The 20,277-nt window shown below is 69.8% G+C and carries 21 protein-coding genes and 1 tRNA gene; 16 read left to right on the top strand and 6 right to left on the bottom strand.

Annotated elements, in window-relative coordinates:
• Positions 1–616: 616 nt before the first annotated feature.
• From AAIL17_RS12775 to AAIL17_RS12795, 5 genes are all read right to left on the bottom strand, one after another.
• Positions 617–2,392: a DUF885 domain-containing protein gene (locus AAIL17_RS12775; protein ID WP_424683230.1), complete on the bottom strand. Its 1,776-nt coding sequence runs from the start codon at positions 2,390–2,392 to the stop codon at positions 617–619.
• Positions 2,393–2,460: 68 nt separating this feature from the next.
• Positions 2,461–2,940, bottom strand: coding sequence for a DUF456 domain-containing protein (locus AAIL17_RS12780; protein WP_424683231.1), 480 nt, complete (start codon positions 2,938–2,940; stop codon positions 2,461–2,463).
• A gap of 127 nt (positions 2,941–3,067) precedes the next feature.
• On the bottom strand, positions 3,068–3,841 hold the full coding sequence (locus AAIL17_RS12785; protein ID WP_424683232.1) for an alpha/beta hydrolase family protein: 774 nt from the start codon (positions 3,839–3,841) through the stop codon (positions 3,068–3,070).
• Positions 3,828–4,970: a DUF3182 family protein gene (locus tag AAIL17_RS12790; protein WP_424683233.1), complete on the bottom strand. Its 1,143-nt coding sequence runs from the start codon at positions 4,968–4,970 to the stop codon at positions 3,828–3,830. The genes AAIL17_RS12785 and AAIL17_RS12790 overlap by 14 nt, the downstream gene beginning before the upstream one ends.
• Before the next feature lie 100 nt (positions 4,971–5,070).
• Complete coding sequence (locus AAIL17_RS12795) at positions 5,071–5,847, bottom strand: ferredoxin--NADP reductase (RefSeq protein ID WP_424683234.1); 777 nt, start codon at positions 5,845–5,847, stop codon at positions 5,071–5,073.
• 228 nt (positions 5,848–6,075) lie between these two features.
• On the opposite strand from AAIL17_RS12795, the gene AAIL17_RS12800 reads away from it, so the two are divergent.
• The 5 genes from AAIL17_RS12800 (at position 6,076) to AAIL17_RS12820 (ending at position 10,270) form a co-directional block, all read left to right on the top strand.
• On the top strand, positions 6,076–6,696 hold the full coding sequence (locus AAIL17_RS12800) for a TMEM175 family protein (protein ID WP_424683235.1): 621 nt from the start codon (positions 6,076–6,078) through the stop codon (positions 6,694–6,696).
• Between the two features lie 66 nt (positions 6,697–6,762).
• Positions 6,763–7,746: a tRNA dihydrouridine(20/20a) synthase DusA gene (dusA, locus tag AAIL17_RS12805; protein ID WP_424683236.1), complete on the top strand. Its 984-nt coding sequence runs from the start codon at positions 6,763–6,765 to the stop codon at positions 7,744–7,746.
• A complete protein-coding gene (locus AAIL17_RS12810; RefSeq protein ID WP_424683237.1) occupies positions 7,743–8,123 on the top strand; it encodes a PepSY domain-containing protein in 381 nt (126 codons plus the stop codon). Before dusA ends, AAIL17_RS12810 begins: the two co-directional genes overlap by 4 nt.
• Positions 8,123–8,815 (top strand): response regulator transcription factor, encoded by a 693-nt coding sequence (locus tag AAIL17_RS12815; protein ID WP_424683238.1) that lies wholly within the window; start codon positions 8,123–8,125, stop codon positions 8,813–8,815. Before AAIL17_RS12810 ends, AAIL17_RS12815 begins: the two co-directional genes overlap by 1 nt.
• 78 nt (positions 8,816–8,893) lie before the next feature.
• Complete coding sequence (locus AAIL17_RS12820) at positions 8,894–10,270, top strand: ATP-binding protein (RefSeq protein WP_424683239.1); 1,377 nt, start codon at positions 8,894–8,896, stop codon at positions 10,268–10,270.
• Between the two features lie 45 nt (positions 10,271–10,315).
• Here AAIL17_RS12820 and AAIL17_RS12825 read toward each other — a convergent pair whose 3' ends face one another.
• Positions 10,316–10,633: a hypothetical protein gene (locus tag AAIL17_RS12825; protein WP_424683240.1), complete on the bottom strand. Its 318-nt coding sequence runs from the start codon at positions 10,631–10,633 to the stop codon at positions 10,316–10,318.
• A gap of 191 nt (positions 10,634–10,824) precedes the next feature.
• Between AAIL17_RS12825 and AAIL17_RS12830 the strand changes: the two genes are divergently transcribed.
• From AAIL17_RS12830 to AAIL17_RS12880, 11 genes are all read left to right on the top strand, one after another.
• Complete coding sequence (locus AAIL17_RS12830; protein WP_424683241.1) at positions 10,825–11,796, top strand: biotin--[acetyl-CoA-carboxylase] ligase; 972 nt, start codon at positions 10,825–10,827, stop codon at positions 11,794–11,796.
• On the top strand, positions 11,793–12,548 hold the full coding sequence (locus AAIL17_RS12835) for a type III pantothenate kinase (RefSeq protein WP_424683242.1): 756 nt from the start codon (positions 11,793–11,795) through the stop codon (positions 12,546–12,548). Before AAIL17_RS12830 ends, AAIL17_RS12835 begins: the two co-directional genes overlap by 4 nt.
• A 27-nt stretch (positions 12,549–12,575) precedes the next feature.
• A complete protein-coding gene (locus tag AAIL17_RS12840; RefSeq protein WP_424683243.1) occupies positions 12,576–13,250 on the top strand; it encodes an SPOR domain-containing protein in 675 nt (224 codons plus the stop codon).
• Positions 13,251–13,316: 66 nt separating this feature from the next.
• A tRNA-Thr gene (locus tag AAIL17_RS12845) sits at positions 13,317–13,392 on the top strand.
• Positions 13,393–13,433: 41 nt separating this feature from the next.
• Positions 13,434–14,348: an arginase gene (gene rocF / locus AAIL17_RS12850; protein WP_424683244.1), complete on the top strand. Its 915-nt coding sequence runs from the start codon at positions 13,434–13,436 to the stop codon at positions 14,346–14,348.
• A gap of 118 nt (positions 14,349–14,466) precedes the next feature.
• Entirely contained in the window at positions 14,467–15,828 is a 1,362-nt protein-coding gene (locus tag AAIL17_RS12855; protein ID WP_424683245.1) for a tryptophan--tRNA ligase, read from the top strand.
• A gap of 12 nt (positions 15,829–15,840) precedes the next feature.
• On the top strand, positions 15,841–16,170 hold the full coding sequence (locus tag AAIL17_RS12860; protein WP_424683246.1) for a hypothetical protein: 330 nt from the start codon (positions 15,841–15,843) through the stop codon (positions 16,168–16,170).
• A gap of 4 nt (positions 16,171–16,174) precedes the next feature.
• Positions 16,175–16,801, top strand: a complete 627-nt coding sequence (locus AAIL17_RS12865) for a DUF6348 family protein (RefSeq protein WP_424683247.1) — start codon at positions 16,175–16,177, stop codon at positions 16,799–16,801.
• Positions 16,802–16,923: 122 nt separating this feature from the next.
• Complete coding sequence (locus AAIL17_RS12870) at positions 16,924–17,910, top strand: glycosyltransferase family 2 protein (protein WP_424683248.1); 987 nt, start codon at positions 16,924–16,926, stop codon at positions 17,908–17,910.
• Positions 17,900–18,640 (top strand): class I SAM-dependent methyltransferase, encoded by a 741-nt coding sequence (locus AAIL17_RS12875; protein ID WP_424683249.1) that lies wholly within the window; start codon positions 17,900–17,902, stop codon positions 18,638–18,640. Before AAIL17_RS12870 ends, AAIL17_RS12875 begins: the two co-directional genes overlap by 11 nt.
• Complete coding sequence (locus AAIL17_RS12880) at positions 18,631–20,271, top strand: HAD-IA family hydrolase (protein WP_424683250.1); 1,641 nt, start codon at positions 18,631–18,633, stop codon at positions 20,269–20,271. Before AAIL17_RS12875 ends, AAIL17_RS12880 begins: the two co-directional genes overlap by 10 nt.
• Positions 20,272–20,277: the final 6 nt, after the last annotated feature.

A 20,277-nucleotide genomic window follows, 5' to 3' on the forward strand; every position in this document is an offset into this window, starting at 1 on the left:
GCGCTCGGGTCACTTTTCTTTGCTGGCCCACGCCCGCGCCGGGAGCGCGGGCGAACAGCGAAGCTGGCCCGAAGGGCGGAGGGCAGGATGCCCGGAGTAAAGAAAAGTAACCAAAAGAAACGGCCTGCTCAGCCCGGGGTGAGATAAGAGCTAGGTGCCCCTGCGCCTTGCCGGGTGGGTCTCTTGCTCTTAGAGGAGCTGCCGCCGCTATACCGCGGGCGCTCGGGAGTTGAGGCAAGGGAGGCATATGGGCTCGTGTGCGAGCGGCGGGCGCTGGGACGTGCAGAGGCCGATGCCTGCAGGCGCGCCACGTTCGGCTCCCTCTCCCCTTCGGGGAGAGGGTTGGGGTGAGGGGCCGGAGCTCGCCTGAAACTTTGCTGTTGTAGGGCCAGGGCTTTCGGCCGTCTGTCGGCGCCCGAGTCACTTTCTTGCCTGCTGCCCATCGGAAGGTACCCAGAGAAAAGCGCGTCCCGATGGCGCGCCGTGAGGACTGATCCACGATCCGCCACCGCGCCTTGGGGTAGAGCGGCGCGCTTCCCGTGCGCACTTCCTGCGCCGACGGTGCGGGCGCGCCCTCCAACCCTCCCCGCAAGCGGGGAGGGTGATCAGCGTGTGATTACTTCTTCTGCTTCTGCTGCGGGATGAATTGCGTCTTCACCGCTTCGGCCAGTTGTGCCGGCGGCAGCAGGCCCTGGCCGATCACGAAATCGTTGAAGGCCTTGCGGTCGAAGCTGTCGCCGAGCGCCAGCTCGGTCTGCAGGCGCAGCTGCTGCAGGCGCAAGTAGCCGTAGAAGTAGGCGGTGGCCTGGCCGGGGCTGTTGAACGTGTAGCGATCCAGTTCCTGCCGCGCCATCGCCTCGGACAGGCCGACGTCGTGGGTGAGCACGTCGTGCGCGCGTTCGCGGGTGATCAGGCCCAGGTTGAGCATCGGGTCGAGGTAGGCGCGGGCGGCGCGCATCAGGCGCGCCTGCAGCGCGGCGAACTGGCCGGCCGGCGGCTCGTAGGGGAGCATTTCCGATTCGGCGTAGAGCGCCCAGCCTTCCACGTTGACGCTGTTGAAGGCGAACAGGCTGCGCGCCAGCGAGACGCCACGCTCGACCATCGCGGCGAACTGCAGCTCGTGGCCGGGACGGCCTTCGTGCGCGGTCAGCGTCCAGGCGGCGGCCTTGAAGGTGAAGTCGTCATAGGCCTGGCTGTTGTCCTTGCCGTTGCCGGGGTTGCCCATGGTCAGCACGAAGGTGCCGCGTTCGCCGTGGTTGTTGAGGAACGGCGGCGGATCCATGTGCGGCGCGGGCACCTGCGCGGCCTCGGCCTCGGAGGCCAGGCGCATCTGCATCTTGCGCTTGGGCAGCGTGACGATGGCCTTGTCGCGGATGGTGGCCTCGATGTGGCCCAGCACCTCGTGGTACCAGGGCTCGACCTGGTCGCGGGTGAGCTGCTGCTTCTTCAGCGCCTTGAGCACGTCGCGGTAGTCGGTGGCGTCGATGCCCTCGGCCTTGGCTACCACCGGCGCCATCGCCTGCATCATGCCGCGCAGTTCCATGAACTCGAGCTCCGCCTGCTTCATCAACTGCTCGGGCGGGATGTCGATGCCGACCTGCTTGAGGTTGTACGCGTACAGCGGCTCGGGCAGGCGGAAGTCGGCGCGTGCGCGCGGCAGCACGGTGCTGCGCACCCAGGCGTCGTAGTCCTTCATCTGGCTGTCGAGCGTGTCCAGCGCGGCCTTGCCTGCGGGTGTGTCGAGCTTGTACTTGGCGAACAGCTTGCGGATGCCCTCGACGTAGCGCGACGTGTTGGCGAGTTTCTGTTCGACATCGCCCTTGTAGGGACCCAGCAGCGCCTTGTCGCCGAGCCGCGCCGTCATCAGCGCCTTGGCTTCCTCGGTGATCGGCGTGCAGCCGGGCGCCCTGCCGACGTAGCACTGCAGGCGCGCGAGCGCGGCCGGGCGGCGTTTGGCGTCGACGTCGTCCTTGAGCAGGGCGAACTCGCCGCTGAAGATCAGCGAGCCGATGTCGTTGTAGGGCAGCAGGTATTTGTGGTTGAGGTCGATGCCCTCGATCTGCTGGGCAGTGGCCTCGATCATGATCTTGAGGTCCTCGCGCACGTTCGGGTCCTTCTCCGTGGCGAGCAGCTTCTGAAGCTTGCCCTTCGCTTCCACCAGCGCGGCACGCGAGCGCTCGTCGATGCCGGGCTTGAGGTCGGAGACCTTGGTGTCGTAGCCGGGCAGGCCGACCTGGGTGGCGAACTCCGGGCTGAAGCGGGCGATCGTGTCCAGCAGCACCTTGGCGTCGGCGTTGCTGCGTTCGACCCACGAGGCGGGGGCCGCCTGCGCGTGCAGCGATCCGGCGACCGCCAGCGTGGCGGCCAGGGCGAGGGCGAGGGGCTTGCGCATGGGGTTTCCTCCTTGGATGACCGGCGCAGCGTACGCGCAGGCCAGGCCCGCCTGCCTGTGCCTAAGGTCTAGAGCAGCATGGCCAGGCCGAACAGGCCGACCATCAGGAACGAAATCACCAGCTTGACCAGCGTGCCGGCGAGCAGCCCGATCCAGGTGCCGGCGCCGACGTGGGCCGAGCGCAGCACGCTGGTGCCGGCACAGAGCTCGCCCAGCAGCGCGCCGATGAACGGTCCCAGGATCAGCCCGGGGATGCCCAGGAACATGCCGATCACGGTGCCGATCGTCGCGCCCCACAACGCGCGCGGACTGGCGCCGACCCGCTTGGCCCCCATCGCCCCGGCGACGAAGTCGACCAGCACGCCGAGCGCGCCAAGTGCACCGATCACCAGCAGCCAGGCCAGGCCCAGGTGCCGGTAGCCGTCGACCGCGGCAACCAGCCAGATGCCACCGAAGATCATCGGGATACCCGGCAGGATCGGCAGCACCGTGCCGGCGAGGCCGCCGAGGATGAGCAGGGCGGCGAGCAGGTAGAGCGCGATTTCCATCGGAGGGTTTCCCGGGTGGTCGTTGCCAATGTGCAGGCGTTCGCCGGCGCGGACAAGCACCGGCTCGTAGGGTGGGCTTCAGCCCACCGGGCATCCTGCCGCGAAGGGCAGTGGGCTGAAGCCCACCCTACGGCGTGCGTGGCGGGGCCTGGCCCGGGGCGCCGCCGGCACGCGCGCCGAACACCATCTCGGAGGTCCAGCCCAGCAGCATCGAGGTGTAGGCGCGCTGACAGTCGGGACTGGACAGCGCGTGGTCGGCCTCGTCGATGATCCGGTAGGTGACCGAATGGGTGCTTCGGAAGGCGTTGCGGTAGCTGACGATGGCCGGATGCGGCACCAGATGGTCGCGGCCCGACTCGACGATCAGCACGTCGCCGCGGAAATCGCGGCAGGCGCGCAGCGCGCGATTGTCGGCCGGGTCGAGCACGCGGTTGCGGTAGGCGTCCAGGTCCTTGCGCGGCAGCGAGCGCTTGGGCTGGTCCCAGTCCGCATCCCGGTACAGCGCCGGCACGCGCAGCCCGAGCCATTTCACCGGGCGCAGCGAGGTGAGGATCGCGGCCAGGTAGCCGCCGTAGCTGGCGCCGATCACCAGGATGGAATCCGGATCGACGTGCGGCTGCATGCGCAAGTGGTCGTAGGCGGCCACGACATCGGCGAGGTTCTGCTCCCGCGTGACGGTCTGTCGCATCGCCTCGGTGCGCACGTGGCCGCGCATGTCGAAGGTCAGGCAGATGCAGCCCAGCGCGGCGATCTGCTGGGCGCGGCCCAGGTCGCGCTCCCGGCAGCCGCCCCAGCCGTGCACGAACAGCACGCCGGGGATGGTCGAGCCGGGCGCCAGCACGGTGCCGGCCAGGTGGGTGCCGTCGACGGCGATGTCGGTGTCCTGGCTACGTGTGGTCATCGTCCTCCACCACGGTGCATTTGAGCAGGGGACCGCAGGCCGGATCGGTGCCGTGGAACAGCACCGTCGCGCCCTGCGGCGGCTGGGCGTCGGCGCCGTAGCGCTCCTCCGTGCGCACGCCGAGCCAGCGGCGGCGGGGCTCGTCGCGAAAACGCAGCAGCGCGGTGGCCTCCGCGCCGCTGGCGCCGCCGATGCGCCAGGACGACTCGAGCACGCCCGCGTGCGGCTGGCCGCGATGGTCCTTGCCCTGCACCACGTCGTAGTTGCGCCGCGAGGCGAACATGTCCGGGAAGCACTGCCGTGCGACCTCGTCGTAGAGCTGCGCCTGGGCCACCGCCGCGCGCACCGGCGGCGGCAGCGGCTCGCGCAGCAGGGCGTCGAAGCCGCCGCGGTGCACGCGCAGGCTGGAACCGCCGTAGGCCACGTCGCCGGTGTTGTCGCGGGTCAGCCACTGGGTGCCGTAGTAGGCGATGGTGTGGTGGTCCACGCGCACCTGGCCCACGCTCCAGGTGGTCAGGTCGAGCAGGTCGGCTTCCAGCACCAGGCCGTCGCGGGCCAACGCGTCCTCGTCGAACGCCTCGACGAGCGCATCCAGTTCGCCGATGTCGCTGGCCACGCGCTGGCCGCGGCCGGCATTGCCGTGCGCCGGCTTGATCCGCACGGGACCCAGGTGCAGCAGCGCGCGGCCGGCGCGGCGCGCATCGGCGGGCGTGTACGCGCTGTAGCCGGGCAGCACCACCGTGCGCACCCGCTCGGCAAAGGCGCCGCACCAGCCTTCCGGTACGCGCGAAGGCGAATCGACCAGCGGATGGGTGATCGCCTTGGAGGCCACCACGCGGTCGGGCACCACACCGCCGAACAGGTCGCCGGCGCTGTGGATGCCACGTTGCGCGGCTGCCTCCAGGCCGACCAGCACGTCGCCCGGCACGAAGTAGACGGGGCCGGGATAAGGCTGGCCGGGCACCCAGGCGCCGGCGAAGTCGTAGCCGAGCAGGTCGGCCAGCTGTCCCGCGATAGCGGCATGCGTGGCCGCCTCGTGGGTCGAACGGGCAGCCTCGTGGCCCACGCCAAGCACCACGCTGCCACGTGCCGGCTGTGCCTGCGGATGGGGCGGGACGCTGGATGCCACGGGAGTCTCCGGCACGTGCGTCGGCGGTATCGACGCCTGATCGCAAGGAGGCTAGTGGCGGTGGTGTGGATGGGCTGTTGAAGCGCCCCGCCGACCGGACTTACTTCTCGACGAATGCCCGCTCGATCACGTAGTCGCCTGGCTCGCGCGTGCGCGGCGAAGCCTGGAAACCACGGCCGTCGAGCAGCGCGCACAGATCGTCCAGCATGGCCGGGCTGCCGCACAGCATCACGCGGTCGGTGGCCGGGCTGAGCGGCGGCAGGCCCGTGGCCTGGCTCATCACGCCGTCGACGATCGCGTCGGTGATGCGCCCGCGGTTGCGGTACGGCTCGCGGGTGACGGTGGGGTAGTAGATCAGCTTCTCGCGCACCAGCTCGCCCAGGTATTCGTGCTGTGGCAGCTCGTGCTCGATGTAGTCCGCGTAGGCCAGGTCGCTGACGTGGCGCACGCCATGGGCCAGCACGATCTTCTCGTAGCGCTCGTAGGTGGCCGGGTCGCGGATGATGCTCATGAACGGCGCCAGGCCCGTGCCGGTGCCGAGCAGGTACAGGTGCCGGCCGGGCTTGAGGTCGTCCAGCACCAGCGTGCCGGTGGACTTGCGGCTGACCACCAGCGGGTCGCCGGGCCTGAGGTGCTGCAGGCGCGAGGTGAGCGGACCGTTGGGCACCTTGATCGAGAAGAACTCCAGGTGTTCCTCCCAGCTGGCGCTGGCGATGGAGTAGGCACGCATCAGCGGACGGCCGTCCACTTCCAGGCCGATCATCACGAATTGCCCGCTCTCGAAGCGGAAGCCGGGGTCGCGCGTGGCGCGGAAGCTGAACAGGCTGTCGTTCCAGTGCCGCACGTCGATCACGTGCTCGGTCGCCAATGCCACCATGGTCGTCGTATCTCATCCAGAGCCGTCGCGCGGCGATCAGCCATGCGCCGGCCAAGCCGGGGTTGTGGGGAGTGTGCTGGGCGGCGGGATCGCTGCGCCTGGCGGACGCCGCGCAGGGTGCGGCGGCAACTGCACAGGATACGTGATCCGGCCGTCGGCTGCCCGTCATGACGCTGCCTGCCGTCTGCGGCATCATGGCGCGCCGGACGGAAGCCGAAGGAGAAAGCCGTGGGCAGTCGCGTACAGGAACCGATTTCCGACCACCACGTCGGCCAGCGCCACCTGGACCGGATGGTGATGCTGTCCGACGGCGTGTTCGCCATCGCGATCACCTTGTCCGCGCTCGAGATCCGGCCGCCCGAGACGACCGGGACGGCATCGTTGTGGGAAGCCTGGTCGGCACCGCTGCTGGTCTATTTCCTGAGTTTCCTGCTGATCGGCATCATCTGGCTCCATCACCGGCGGGTCGTGGCACACCTGCGCGACATCGACGGCATCGGCACGGGGATCAACCTGGCCCTGCTCAGCGTCGTGGCGCTGATGCCCATGGTGACCCGCTACGTGATCGAGGTGACGCACGGCAAGGGCATCGTCGTCTACCTCGCGGCGGTACTGGTGACCTTCGGTTGCATGGCTGCGCTATGGGCCTACCTGGCGCTGGTCGCGCGGTTGGCGCCCGACGTTCCACGCGCGAGAGCAGTGCGCTGGCTGCTGGAGATCGCGTTTCCCGCGCTCGGTGCGCTGACGGTGGTGCTTTACGATGCGCACCCATGGGCGGCCCTGTGCAGCGTAGTGGTCATCCTGGCCGCGCTGGCCTGGGCCGCGCGCCTGGAGCGTCGCGCGTCATAGCCCGCCGGCGAGGCGATCGGGCTCCCGTTGCGGGCAGTCGGACGGCTCGCCTTCTACAATGGCCGGATGGCTCCTTCCATCGCCCCCGCCGATTTCCGCCTGACCGTCGCCCCGATGATGGACTGGACGGACCGGCACTGCCGCTATTTCCACCGCCTGCTGTCGCCCAACGCGCGCCTGTACACCGAGATGGTGACCAGCGCCGCGCTGGTGCGCGGCGGGCAGCTGCGCCTGCTCGAGCACAGCCAGCAGGAGCATCCGGTGGCGCTGCAACTGGGCGGCAGCGAGCCGGCCGAGCTGGCGCAGGCGGCGCGGCTGGGCGCGCAGGCCGGCTATGACGAGATCAACCTCAACGTCGGCTGCCCGTCCGACCGCGTGCAGTCCGGCCGCTTCGGCGCCTGCCTGATGCGCGAGCCGGCACTGGTCGGCGAATGCGTGCGCGCGATGCGCGACGCCGTGGACGTGCCGGTGACGGTCAAGTGCCGCATCGGCGTGGACGACCAGGACGACTACGCCGACCTGCAGCACTTCACCGAAACGATGATCGCGGCGGGCGTCGAGGTGCTGGTCGTGCACGCCCGCAAGGCCTGGCTCAAGGGCCTCAGCCCGAAGGAGAACCGCGAGATCCCGCCGCTGGACTACGAGCGTGTGTACCGGCTCAAGCGCGAGTTCCCGCAACTGGTCGTGGTGATCAACGGCGGCATCACCACGGTCGAGGCCGTGCAGGCTCACCTGGCGCAGGTCGACGGCGTGATGCTGGGCCGCGCGGCCTACCACGATCCCTATCTGCTGGCGCAGCTCGAAGCGGCGCTGTACGGCATCCCGATGCCGTCGCGCGAGGATGTGCTCGCGCACCTGCGCCCCTACGTCGAGGCGGAGCTCAAGCGCGGTACCGCGCTCAAGCACATCAGCCGGCACCTGCTGGGCCTGTACCAGGGCGAGCCTGGCGCGCGCAGTTTCCGGCGCGTGCTGAGCGAAGGCGCACATCTGCCTGGGGCGGGCTGGAGCCTGCTCGAGCGGGCCGCCAGCGGCCGCCGGGATGCGGCATGATCCGGCCGGCCATCGTTCAGCCCCGTTTGCCTAGGCTGGCAGCCATTTGGGTACCCGCCACCGCCTTGCCGACCATGTTCCGACGACTGCTTCTCGCCTGCCTGCCGGCCCTGTGCCTGCCGGCCCTTGCGCATGCCGCGCCGCAGGCCAAGGCGCCGATGACCCTGGAGGAGGCGGTGGCCAAGGTGCAGCAGGACACCGGCGGTAAGATATTGTCGGCTGATCCGCGCCAGTTCGGCCGGCGGACCGAGTACCGGATCAAGGTGCTCACCCCGGAAGGCCACGTGCGGACCATCTCGATTTCGTCCGATGCCCCGCGTGCGGGCACGGGCAAGCACCCGGCCGGCAACGGCGCAGGCAAGAAGGAGAAACACTGATGCGCATCCTTTTGGTCGAGGACGAGGCACCCTTGCGCGAAACCCTCGCCGCGCGCCTGAAGCGCGACGGCTTCGCGGTCGACGCCGCGCAGGACGGCGAGGAAGGCATCTACCTGGGCCGCGAGGTTCCGTTCGACCTGGCGATCATCGATCTCGGCCTGCCCAAGATGTCCGGCATGGAACTGGTCAAGGCGCTGCGCGAGGCCGGCCAGCGCTATCCCATCCTGATCCTCACCGCGCGCGGCTCCTGGCAGGACAAGGTCGAAGGCCTCAAGCACGGCGCCGACGACTACCTGGTCAAGCCGTTCCACGTCGAGGAACTGCTGGCGCGCATCAACGCGCTGGTACGCCGCGCCAGCGGCTGGTCCAAGCCGGTGCTGGCGTGCGGGCCGATCAAGCTCGACACCACCGCGCAGACGGTCACCGTCGAGGGCAAGCCGGTCGACCTCACCAGCTACGAGTACAAGGTGCTCGAGTACCTGATGCTGCATGCCGGCGAGCTGGTCTCCAAGGCCGACCTCACCGAGCACATCTACCAGCAGGATTTCGATCGCGACTCGAACGTGCTGGAAGTCTTCATCGGCCGCCTGCGGCGCAAGCTGGATCCGGAGAGCACGCTCAAGCCGATCGAGACCGTGCGCGGGCGCGGCTACCGCTTCGCCATTCCCCGCAGCGACGGCGACGACGACTGAGTACTCTCCCATGGTCCTGCGGCGGCCACTGAACAGGCATGTTCGCACCGGCCGCGGCACGCGGGCGGTCGCTGAATGGTGAGCGCGCCCCGCCCGTTCTCGCTGGCGGCGCGCGCGGCCATCGCCACCGGCCTGGTGCTGGCCGGCTTCCTCGGCCTCGTGGGCCTCACGCTCTCGCGCGCCAATCACGAGACCGCGCTCAACAACCTGCACGACCGGCTGCAGAACTACGTGATCGCCTACCTGGCCGGCACCGAGGTGTCGCGCTACGGCAAGGTGCTGCTGCCCGACGCACCGCCGGACCCGAGCTTCTCGCGGCCGGGTTCGGGCCTCTACGCGGTGGTGCTGGGCGACCAGGGTTTCCGCTGGGAATCGTCCTCGGCGATCGGCCGCGACTTCACCTTCCTCAAGACGCTGGACCCCGGCGAGAACCGTTTCGCCGGTCCGGTCGAAACGCGCATGGGTCGGCTCTACTACTACGCCTTCGGCGTGGCCTGGGACGTGCCCGACAAGAAGCCGCTGCGGTTGACCTTCATGGTGGCGCAGACCGAAGACCAGTTCGAGGGCGAGAACGCCGTGTACCGGCGCACGCTGGTCGGCATGCTCTCGATCCTGGGCGTGATGCTGATCGTGCTGCAGTTGCTGCTGCTGCGCTGGAGCCTGACGCCACTTCGCAAGGTGGCAACCGACATGGCGCGCGTGGAGCGCGGCAAGAGCGACCACCTGGACAGCCAGTACCCGCTGGAGCTGACCGCGCTGACCGATCGCATCAACGCGTTCATCGATTCGGAGCGCGAGCAGCGCACGCGCACCCGCAACACCCTGGCCGACCTCGCGCACAGCCTGAAGACGCCGCTGGCGGTGATCCGCTCGCGGCTGGAGTCGGCCGGCAACGAGCCGACCCTGCGTGGCGACGTGCTCGACCAGGTGCGCCGCATGGACGAGCTGGTGGCCTATCAGCTCGCCCGGGCGGCCACCTCCGGACGGCAAACCTTCGCCAGCGCGGTGCCGATTGCCGGCCATGCCGAGGACCTGGTGCGCAGCCTGGAAAAGGTCTACGCGGCCAAGAACGTGCTGTGCGAATTCGAGATGGACGAGGGCGCGGCGTTCTACGGTGAGCAGGGCGACCTGCTGGAGCTGATGGGCAACCTGCTGGAGAACGCCTTCAAGTGGGCCGGCCACCGCGTGCTGCTGGTGGTCAGGGGGCAGCCGCAGGCAGGCCGCCAGCGTCCGGGCCTGTGGCTGAGCGTGGAGGACGATGGCCCCGGCATCGCCGAGGACAAGATCGAGAAAGTGCTACAGCGCGGCGTGCGCGGCGACGAGCGCGTCAAGGGCCACGGCATCGGCCTGTCGATCGTGCAGGACATCATCAAGGCGTACCGGGGCGAGCTGGTGGTCGACCGTTCGCCCGAGCTGGGCGGCGCGCGCTTCAGCGTGAACCTGCCCGCGAGCTAACCAAGCTTGAGTCCTCTCCCCGGAAGGGGAAAGACAGCAGATCCGTTACTGGATCGCCCCCGGCAACAGCGACTGCCAACCCAGGCTGCTGTGATGGCCCGCGCGCGGGTGTGGGGTGGCGACACCGCCGCCACCACTGCTGCCGCCGTCGCTTTCGTCCGCACTGTCGCCGGCCGGACCGGGCAGGGTGCAGTCGCGGCCGGAACTGGATGCGTCGCTGCTGGCTCCGCCATCGTGGCTGCTGCTGTCGACGAGGGTGGCGTGCGGGGCGGTGGGGTCCTGGGTGGTCACGCCCATGGCCGTAGCGGTGCCCACGCTGGCAAGCGCGAGCAGGCATCCGAACAGGCAGCGTTTCAGTTCCATGGCGACCAAACCCCTTGATCCACCGGCCAAGGGCCGGATCGTCGCAGAAACCCGGGGGTGTTGCCAGTGTCCGTCGTGGCGTAACCCGCGCGAGGCGTGACGCAGTGCGGAACGGCTAGAATCCCGGCGATGCATGCGACCTTTCCGATCTCCGCCCGGATTGCCGGGCCCGACCCTGGAGTGCGCGCCTGATGCAGGCACGACAACTGCTGGCCGCGCTGGCCTCGGGCGAGGCGGTCTCGGGCGCCCAGCTCGCCGACCGCGCCGGCGTCACCCGCGCGGCGATCTGGAAGCAGGTCGAGGCGCTGCGTTCGCGCGGCGTGCCGGTCGAGGCGCGCGGCGCCGCCGGCTACCGGCTGCCGTGGCCGGTGCAACTGCTGGATGCCTCGCGCATCCGCGCAGCGCTGCCGCGCGCCTGCGCCTCGCGGCTGGGCGCGCTCGAGGTGCACTGGGAGCTGGACTCCACCTCCAGCGAACTGCAGCGCCGCCTGGGCGAGCTGGCGGACCTCAGCATGGTGCTGGCCGAAACGCAGACCGCCGGCCGCGGCCGGCGCGGGCGCGGCTGGCTGTCGCCGCCGGGGCTCAATCTCTACCTTTCGTGCCTCAAGCGTTTCGACCGCGGTTTCGCCGCGCTGTCGGGCCTGTCGCTGGCCGTGGGCACGATGGTGCTGCGGGCGATCGACTCGCTCGGCATCGAGGGCGCCGGGCTCAAGTGGCCCAACGACGTGTTGGCCGCCGGCGGCAAGCTGGCCGGGGTGCTGGTGGAACTGAGCGGCGAGTACCAGGGGCCCTGCGCGGCGGTGATCGGTGTGGGGCTCAACCTGCGCCTGACCGAGGCGCTGCGCGCCCAGGCCGGGCAGCCGGCCTGCGACCTGGCCACGCTGGCCGGCGAGCCGCCGGACCGCAACCTGGTGGCTGCCCGGCTGATCACCGCGCTGGTCGAGGGCCTGCGCGAATTCGAACGGCACGGCTTCGCACCCTTCGCACAGGACTATGCGCGCCACGATCTGCTCGCCGGGCGCACGCTCAAGCTCAGCGGCGCACAGGGCCACTTCGAAGGCATCGGCGAGGGCGTCGACGTGCGTGGCGCACTGCAGGTGCGTCTGGCCGACGGCGAGCTGCGTTCGGTCGACAGCGCCGACATCACGGTACGCCGCGCATGAGGCTGTTGCTGGACCTGGGCAACACCCGCCTGAAGTGGGCGCTGGAGGACGAGGGCCGCTGGCACGCGCAGGGCGCGGCGGCCTGGAACGACGGCATGGAGCTGCTTGCCTCCACCTGGCAGGCATTGCCGGGCCCGACGGCGGCGTTCGGCGCTTCGGTGGTCGATGCCGCGCGTGAGCAGGCCATCGCCGCGCAGGTGCAGGCGTTGTTCGGGCTGTCGATCGATTGGCTGCGTACGCCGGCTAGCGCATGCGGCGTGCGCAACGCCTATCCCGAGCCCGGACGGCTGGGCGTGGATCGCTTCCTCGCCATGGTCGCGGCGCATGCCGCCGGCGTGGGCGACTGCGTGCTGGTCGGCGTCGGCACCGCGCTCACGCTGGATGCGCTCACTGCCGATGGCCGGCACCTGGGCGGCCTGATCGCCCCCGGCCCCCGGCTGATGCAGCAGTCCCTGCTCGGCGCCACCGTGCAGGTGCGCCCGCGCAACGACGGCGTGCTGGTGGACGCGGCCGACAACACCTCCGACGCGGTGGTGTCCGGTTGCTGGCACGCGGCGGCGGCCCTGGTCGAGCGTTTCGTCGCGCGCATGGCGCCGCGGCTGGCCACGGCACCATCCGTGCGGCTGGATGGCGGCGACGCGGCAAACCTGGCGTCGCTGCTGGGCCTGCCCGCCAGCATGGTCGAGCATGGCGTGCTGCACGGCCTGGCGGTGTGGGCGCAGACACAGCAGGGGCCCGTCGCCGGCCACTAGAATGGTCCGGCTACAAGGGGGATACCGATGTTCCTGCGCCTGCTGTTCGTCCTGCTGGTCGCGCTCAATATCGCGGTGGGTGCCTGGCTGCTGCTCGGCCAGGACGACGCGCACGGCCGCAGTGTCACCGACCCGGGCGTGCCGATGCTGCACCTGCTCTCCGAACAGAGCACGCCGCCGGCAGCAAGCCGACCGCCGGTGGCGGCTACGGTCCCGGCACCGGCCGCCAGCGCGCCGATCGCACTGGAAACCCGCTGCCTGGCGATCGGGCCGTTCGACACCCCGCAGGACCTGCGCAACGCCCGCGGCGCCCTCACGGGCCCGGGCGTGCGCATGCGCTCGCGGCAGGAGCAGGCCACCGAGACGCGCGGCTGGTGGGTCTACCTGCCCGCGCCCGGCACCCGCGCCCAGGCGCTCGCGCTGGCGCGTCGGCTGGAGGCCGCGCGCGTGGGCGACTACTTCGTGATGAGTTCCGGCGACCAGTCCAACGCCATCTCGCTGGGCCTGTTCAAGGATCCGGCGAACGCGCGCAAGCGCCGCGACGAGGTCTCCGCGGCCGGCTTCGCCGCGCAGATCCAGGAGCGCACCGAGCAGGTGCCCGAATATTGGCTGGACCTGGTCGTGGCCGACGGCGCGCGCTTCGACTGGCGCGGCCGCGTGCGCACGGCCGGCATCGGCTCTCACAGCACCACCTGCTTCTAGCGAGGCCGGGCAGGCGCCCTCCACAACAGCGCCGCCACGCCCTGCTAGACTCCTGAGCCTCTCAAGGCCGGCATAGCTCAGTTGGTAGAGCAACTGATTTGTAATCAGTAGGTCGCGGGTTCGACTCCTGCTGCCGGCACCAGCCACGCGAGCGCGCGGAGGCACCCACCGGACGAGGCCCCCATGACCCAGCAGACAGTCAGCTTGATCGGCGCACCGACCGACATCGGCGCAGGCCACCGCGGCGCCTCGATGGGGCCCGAGGCGCTGCGCGTCGCCGGGCTGGGGGAGAAGCTCGCCGCGCGCGGCCTGAAGGTGATCGACCGCGGCAACCTGCAGGGCCCGCTCAATCCCTGGCTGCCGCCGGACAACGGTTACCGCCACCTGGATGAAGTGGCCACCTGGAACATGGCCGTGCACACCGCCGTGCGGCAGGAGCTGCAGGCCGGCCGCATTCCGGTGATGCTCGGCGGCGACCACTGCCTGGCGATTGGCTCGATCTCGGCGGTGGCCGACCACTGCCGCGATACCGGCAAGAAGCTGCGCGTGCTCTGGCTCGACGCGCACGCCGACTTCAACACCGCCAACGTCACCCCCTCGGGCAACATCCACGGCATGCCGGTGGCCTGCCTGTGCGGCAACGGCCCGGACGTGCTCACCGGCATCGGCAGCCACCGGCCGTCCACCTCGCCGCACGTGTTCCGCCAGGTCGGCATCCGTTCGGTCGACGAGGGCGAGAAGAAGCTGGTGCGCGAGGCCGGCATGAAGATCGTGGACATGCGCCACATCGACGAGGTCGGCATGAAGCGCGCGATGGAGGAGGTGCTCGCCGACATCGACGAGGACACCCACCTGCACGTGAGCTTCGACGTCGACTTCCTCGATCCGCCCGATGCTCCTGGCGTGGGGACCACCGTGCGCGGCGGCCCGACCTACCGCGAGGCGCAGCTGTGCATGGAGATGATCGCCGACACCGGCCGGCTCGCCTCGCTGGACATCGTCGAGCTCAACCCGGCCTACGACGTGCACAACCAGACCGCCGAGCTGGCGGTGGACCTGGTCGAGTCGCTGTTCGGCAAGTCCACGCTGATCCGCTGAGCCCACGCGCCGGACTGCGGCAGAACCGCGCATACCCGCGCGGCCTGCAAGCGCCTATCATCGGTCGGCTGGCGGCGCGGCGCCGCCAGCCGCATTCCCTCCCAGTCGAACGCCCGTCATGAATCGAACCCGCGTCCTCACCGGCATCACCACCACCGGTACCCCGCATCTGGGCAACTACGCCGGCGCCATCCGCCCGGCGATCGCCGCGAGCCGGCGCGAGGACGTCGATGCGTTCTTCTTCATGGCCGACTACCACGCGCTGATCAAGAGCGACGATCCTGCGCGCATCGCCCGCTCGCGGCTGGAGATCGCGGCGAGCTGGCTGGCCTGCGGGCTGGACCCGGAGCGGGTCACCTTCTACCGCCAGTCCGACATCCCCGAGATCCCCGAGCTCACCTGGCTGCTCACCTGCGTCACCGCCAAGGGCCTGCTCAACCGCGCGCATGCGTACAAGGCGGCGGTCGATCGCAACGTGGAAACCGGCGAGGACCCCGATGCCGGCGTCACCGCAGGCCTGTACATGTACCCGGTGCTGATGGCCGCCGACATCCTCGCGTTCGACGCGCACAAGGTGCCGGTCGGCCGCGACCAGATCCAGCACCTGGAGATGGCGCGCGACATCGCGCAGCGCTTCAACCACATCTATGGGCAGGACTTCTTCGTGCTGCCGGAAGTGCAGATCGAGGAGCAGGTGGCGACGTTGCCTGGCCTGGACGGGCGCAAGATGTCCAAGAGCTACGACAACACCATCCCGCTTTTCAGTGGCGGCAAGAAGGCCTTGCGCGAAGCGGTGATGCGCATCGTCACCGACTCGCGCCTTCCGGGCGAGCCGAAGGACCCGGACGAGGCCTCGCTGTTCACGCTGTTCCGCGCCTTCGCCGGCGAGGCCGAGACCGCTTCGTTCCGCAGCGCGCTGGAGTCGGGGCTGTCCTGGGGCGAGGCGAAGCAGGCTTTGTTCGAACTGCTGGAAGGCCAGATCGCGCCGATGCGCGAGCGCTACGAGGCGCTGATCGCCCAGCCGGCGCACATCGAGGAGATCCTGCGCGAAGGCGCGCGCAAGGCACGCGCTATCGCCACGCCGAAGATGGCGCGGCTGCGCGACGCGGTCGGTCTGGGCAGCCACGCGGCCATCGCCGGCGTGGCGGATGCGGCCAAGCCCCGCGGCGACAAGCCGCCGCGCCTGGCCAGCTTCCGCGACGACGAAGGCCGCTTCCGCTTCCGCCTGTTCGCCGGCGACGGCGAGGAACTGCTGCTCTCGCGCGCCTTCGACGATCCCAAGGCCGCAGGCGTGGCGCAGAAGCGCCTGAAGCAACTGGGCGCGGCCGCCGCCGTGGTGCAGCTCAAGCCCGCCAGCCTGCTGCTGGAGCTGGACGGCGATGCGGTCGGCAGCACGCCGGAATATGCCGACGAGCAGGCGCGCGACCAGGCGCTGGGCCGCCTGCGCGAGGCGCTCGACCAGCTGGCCAGCGCGGTCTGAACGGGGACGCCGATGCTCCGTTACCTTGCGCTGCTGCTGCTTGCTCCCTGGCTGCTGATCCTGGGCTGGGCGTATTTCACCTATCCCAAGAGCCTGCCGCGCACGGCCGTGCGGCGGGTGTTCGACTGGGTGGCGCTGCTGCTGGCGGTGACCGTCGCGGTCTGGTGCGCCATGCTCGGCTTCGACGCGGCGCCACCGCCGGCGATCGACCAGTTCGGCCGTTCCAGCGGCGCGATCTGGCAGCAGGTGCTGCCGGTGCTGGTCGGTTACGGCACCTGCGTCGCCGTGCTGCTGGCAGCGCTGCTGTTGCGCCATTTCCTGTGGCGCCCGCGGCGCCGGTGAAGCCATGTCCCCGACCGATCTGCAAAAGCGGCTGCTGCGCCTGTTCGAACGCCACGAGGTGGAACTCGAACCGGACGAGGACTGGTTGCTGACCGACGGCGATTTTCCTGCCGTGCGCGCCAGCTGGCAGGATGGTACGCCGGGCCGGCTCGACGTCGACATCGTGCTGGACGAGGAACGCCAGATCGAGCTGAGCTATGCCGGCACCGGCGAGGATCCCGGCCGGGACGCGCTCGACCGTTTCGCGCGCACCGACCTGCCGGTGCTGCTGGCCGCCTGCTGGTACGTCACCGACGATCGCAAACTCGACCTGGCGCAATGGGAGATCGGGCTGCGCCAGTGGGACGCGTTCATCGGGCGCGTCACGGTGGAGGGTGCCGAGGTTGCCGCGCCGCCGGCTGCGTTGCCGGCGGTGGCCGAGGCGCTGAAGAACGAATCGCTCGCGCCGCGGATGCACTGGATCCGGCTGTTCCTGCGGCGCGAAGCCGACGGCGCGCTGGCCAGCGAGGTGCTGCTGGACAACGAACCCTGGCCGGCCGGCGACCGCGCACTGGCTTCGCTGGCCTGGCCGGCGCACACGCAGGCCTACGACGTACGCGCGCTGGTCCTGCTGGACGTGCGCGACTACTGAGCTCACGTCGTCCCAGCCGCAGGGTTCCTGCCGCCGGTTTCGATTAGGATGCATCGATGCACAGGCGCGGGTACGCCGACGCCGGCCCGGACGGAAACAGCGTGTTGCCAACCAGCCATTCCATGCCAGCGGCAGACGCGCGCGCCCCGCATCCGGCGGCGCCCGCGCTGAGCATCGTCACTACCTTGTATCGGTCGCGCGCCTTCCTGCCGGACTTCTTGGCGCAGTGCCTCTCCATACTCGCCGAGTTGGGTATTGCCGACTACGAACTGGTGTTCGTCGACGACGGTTCGCCGGATGATTCGGCTGCGTGGGTACGCGAGCAGTGCCGCCGGCAGCCGCGCATCCGGCTGGTGGAACTGTCACGCAACTTCGGCCACCATCAGGCCGCGCTCGCGGGCCTGGCGCATGCACGCGGCGAGCGTGTGTTCCTCATCGACTGCGACCTGGAGGTGCCGCCGGCTTTCCTCGGCGAACTGTGGGCGAAGATGCAGGCGAGCGACGCCGACGTGGTCTACGGCTACCAGGAAACGCGCAAGGGTGGCTGGATCGAGCGCCGCGGCGGACAGCTCTTCTGGGCAGCGTTCAACCGGTTGAGCGATACCGTGGTGCCGCCCAGCGTGGTCACCGAGCGACTGATGACGCGCCGCTACGTGCAGGCCCTGCTGACGCTCGGCGACCGCAACGTGTTCCTGGCCGGCATGATGTACTGGGCGGGCTTCGTACAACTGGGCGTTGCGGTCGAGAAGCAGCATCGCCACGGTCCCTCCTCCTACACCCTGGCAAAGCGCCTGGCGCTGCTGGCCCACGCGGTGACCTCGTTCTCGGCCAAGCCGCTGTATGCAAGCCTGTGGGTGGGCGCGCTCGCCTTGCTCGTATCCTTGGCCAACGCCGGCTATGTGATCCTGCGCAAGCTGCTGGATCCGGCCTCGACGCTGATGGGCTTTCCCACGATGGTGGCGCTGCTCACCGCGTTCTTCGGCATCATGATGCTGGGGCTGGGCATCGTCGGCGTATACGTGGCCAAGATTTTCGTACAGGGCCAGCAGCGCCCGCTTTTCATCGTGAAGAACATCGAGCACTACAAGCCGAACGACCATGTTGATTGACCAGGACAACGCCGCCTACGTGCCGGGCTTCCAGTACTACGAGGACAACATCCGGCTGTTGCGCGCGGGGCTCGCCCAGATGCTGCGGCGTACCGCGCATCTGGACGGGTTCTCGCTGCTCAGTCTCGGCGTCGGCCACCGCTACACCGTCAAGGGCCTGATCGAGGGCCTGGGTGATCGCCTCGCGCGCTACGTCATCGTCGAGGGCTCGTCTGACATCATCGAACTGTTGTGCCGGGAAGTGACGTTGCCGCCACAGGTGCGGATGGAGCAGGCCTACTTCGAGGAGTTCGAGACCGGCGAACGCTTCGACGTCATCGAGATGGGTTTCGTGCTGGAACACGTCAACGATCCGGAACTCGTGCTGCGGCGCTTCCGCCGCTTCCTGGCGCCCGGCGGCCGCATGATGGTGGCCGTACCCAACGCCGATTCGCTGCATCGCCTCATAGGGCACGCCGCGGGGTTGCTGCCGGACGTGCACGACCTCAGTGCTGCAGACGTGGCGCTGGGCCACCGGCGCTATTTCGATCCGCGCTCGCTGGAGGCACTGCTGGCTGCCTGCGGCCTCGAGGTGGTCGGTCTCGCCGGGCTGATGCTCAAGCCGCTGACCACCGCCCAGCTCGCCTCGCTGGGACTCGACGCGAAGGTCGTCGACGCGATGGACGAGGTCGGTTTCGGGCTGCCGGAAATCTGCAACGCGATCTTCGTCGAAGCCAGGCCATGCGATTGAACGTCGCCGTCGTCGCCGGCGGCGGCTTTCAGGGACAGGGCATTGTGGAGGCGATCCACGCCATTCCGGAGGCGCGCGCGATCATCGTCGACAGCACGGCCGATGCGATCGGCGAGCTGCTCGCCGATCATTACGTGCAGGCGCCTCCGCTGGAGCCGCCCGAGCCGTTCGACGAGTTCCTGCTCGAGCTGGTAAGCGCCGAGCGCATCGATCTGGTAGTGCCGGCCACCCAGCGCGAACTCCGGCGCTTGGCGCTGGGCGCCGCGCGCCTGCGGCAGTCCGGCGCCCGCGTGGCGGTGTGCCCGCCGGCGCTGCTGGACGTGCTGCTCGACAAGCAAGCGTTGTATGGCGCGCTGGCGCAGGCAGGGCTGCCCGTGCAGGCGCTCGTCGAGCTTGGCCCTGCGGCGCCCTTTCCGCTGTTCGGCCGTCCGCGTTCCGGCTGGGGCGGGCGGGGCAACCTGCGGCTCGATGCGCCCGAGCAACTGCATGCCGCTGGCAGCGAGGCGTTGGCGCACTCGCATGCCTGGGTACGTTTTCTCGAACACTTCGATGAGTTCTCGGCGGATTTCGCGATCGACTTCGAAGGACGGTTCTCGCCGGTGACCCTGCGCCGGCGCGTGCGCACCTCGGGCGGGTTTGCGGTGGTCAGCCAGAGTGTCGACGATGCGGACGCCCTGGCGGTGGTGCAACGCCTGGGCGACTGGCTGTGCCAACAGGACGCGTGCGGCCTGTTCAACGTCCAACTCCTGCGCACGCCCGATAACCAGGTGTGGCTGTCGGACATCAACCCGCGCCACGGCACCTCCGGGGGCCATGCGCTGGCCGAAGGCAACAACCTGGTCGCATTCCTGTTGGGCCAGCCCGGCGCGCGCGCTCGTCGTGCGGTGCGCACGTTCAGGCCGCTGCGCCAGCAGGCCGTGCCGCTGCTGCCGGGCACCGTTCGCGGCCTGGTGTTCGACCTGGACGACACGTTGCTGGACCACAAGCAATGGATGCTGGACCGGATGGCACTGGCCTCGCGCCAACTCGCCGACCAGGTCGCGCCCGATGTCTTGCTGGCACAGACCTACGTGGCGCTGGAAGAGGGCGAGCATGCGCGGCTGATCGACGTGGTTGCCGCGGGCGTCGGTCGCGTGGACCTGCGCGACCAGCTGCTTGCCGCCTATCGGGCGTCGGTTCCGGCGCAAGCCGTGTTGTACCCGGACGTGCTGGACGTGCTGGGCAACCTGCGTCGGCAGGGCTTGCGCCTGGCGCTGCTGACGGACAATCCGCCAGCCTCGCAGCGCGCCAAGATCGCTGCCGCGCCAGGCCTCGCCGAGGCCTTCGACGTGGTGGTCTTCACCCGCGAGCACGGCGCAGAGAAGCCGGCCAGGGCCGCGTTCGACATGGCGGCCGCGGGCATGGGCCTGGCACCTGACGAACTGGTCATGGTCGGCGACAATCCCGCGCGCGATGCGATGGGGGCGATTGCCGCCGGCTTCGCTTCGTGCCTGCTGGTCCAGCGCGGAGGCGGCCGCTTCCAGATCCACGAGGAGCTGTTCGCGCGTTGTGCCCCCGACGTGGCTGCCCGCACCTGGGCTGCGCCCGACCTGCGGGTGCTGCCGCTGGCCATGCGACTGGCCGCGACCTGAGTCTCC

It is taken from the genome of Frateuria sp. YIM B11624 (assembly GCF_049727805.1).
Taxonomy (GTDB): domain Bacteria; phylum Pseudomonadota; class Gammaproteobacteria; order Xanthomonadales; family Rhodanobacteraceae; genus Frateuria_A.

Coding starts and splice junctions, on each gene's coding strand:
- AAIL17_RS12780 (WP_424683231.1), bottom strand. CDS start 2,940: ATGGAAATCGCGCTCTACCTGCTCGCCGCCCTGCTCATCCTCGGCGGC.
- AAIL17_RS12875 (WP_424683249.1), top strand. CDS start 17,900: ATGTTGATTGACCAGGACAACGCCGCCTACGTGCCGGGCTTCCAGTAC.
- AAIL17_RS12775 (WP_424683230.1), bottom strand. CDS start 2,392: ATGCGCAAGCCCCTCGCCCTCGCCCTGGCCGCCACGCTGGCGGTCGCC.
- AAIL17_RS12810 (WP_424683237.1), top strand. CDS start 7,743: ATGATCCGGCCGGCCATCGTTCAGCCCCGTTTGCCTAGGCTGGCAGCC.
- AAIL17_RS12880 (WP_424683250.1), top strand. CDS start 18,631: ATGCGATTGAACGTCGCCGTCGTCGCCGGCGGCGGCTTTCAGGGACAG.
- AAIL17_RS12835 (WP_424683242.1), top strand. CDS start 11,793: ATGAGGCTGTTGCTGGACCTGGGCAACACCCGCCTGAAGTGGGCGCTG.
- AAIL17_RS12860 (WP_424683246.1), top strand. CDS start 15,841: ATGCTCCGTTACCTTGCGCTGCTGCTGCTTGCTCCCTGGCTGCTGATC.
- AAIL17_RS12870 (WP_424683248.1), top strand. CDS start 16,924: ATGCCAGCGGCAGACGCGCGCGCCCCGCATCCGGCGGCGCCCGCGCTG.
- AAIL17_RS12785 (WP_424683232.1), bottom strand. CDS start 3,841: ATGACCACACGTAGCCAGGACACCGACATCGCCGTCGACGGCACCCAC.
- AAIL17_RS12830 (WP_424683241.1), top strand. CDS start 10,825: ATGCAGGCACGACAACTGCTGGCCGCGCTGGCCTCGGGCGAGGCGGTC.
- dusA (WP_424683236.1), top strand. CDS start 6,763: ATGGCTCCTTCCATCGCCCCCGCCGATTTCCGCCTGACCGTCGCCCCG.
- AAIL17_RS12865 (WP_424683247.1), top strand. CDS start 16,175: ATGTCCCCGACCGATCTGCAAAAGCGGCTGCTGCGCCTGTTCGAACGC.
- AAIL17_RS12840 (WP_424683243.1), top strand. CDS start 12,576: ATGTTCCTGCGCCTGCTGTTCGTCCTGCTGGTCGCGCTCAATATCGCG.
- rocF (WP_424683244.1), top strand. CDS start 13,434: ATGACCCAGCAGACAGTCAGCTTGATCGGCGCACCGACCGACATCGGC.
- AAIL17_RS12795 (WP_424683234.1), bottom strand. CDS start 5,847: ATGGTGGCATTGGCGACCGAGCACGTGATCGACGTGCGGCACTGGAAC.
- AAIL17_RS12855 (WP_424683245.1), top strand. CDS start 14,467: ATGAATCGAACCCGCGTCCTCACCGGCATCACCACCACCGGTACCCCG.
- AAIL17_RS12815 (WP_424683238.1), top strand. CDS start 8,123: ATGCGCATCCTTTTGGTCGAGGACGAGGCACCCTTGCGCGAAACCCTC.
- AAIL17_RS12825 (WP_424683240.1), bottom strand. CDS start 10,633: ATGGAACTGAAACGCTGCCTGTTCGGATGCCTGCTCGCGCTTGCCAGC.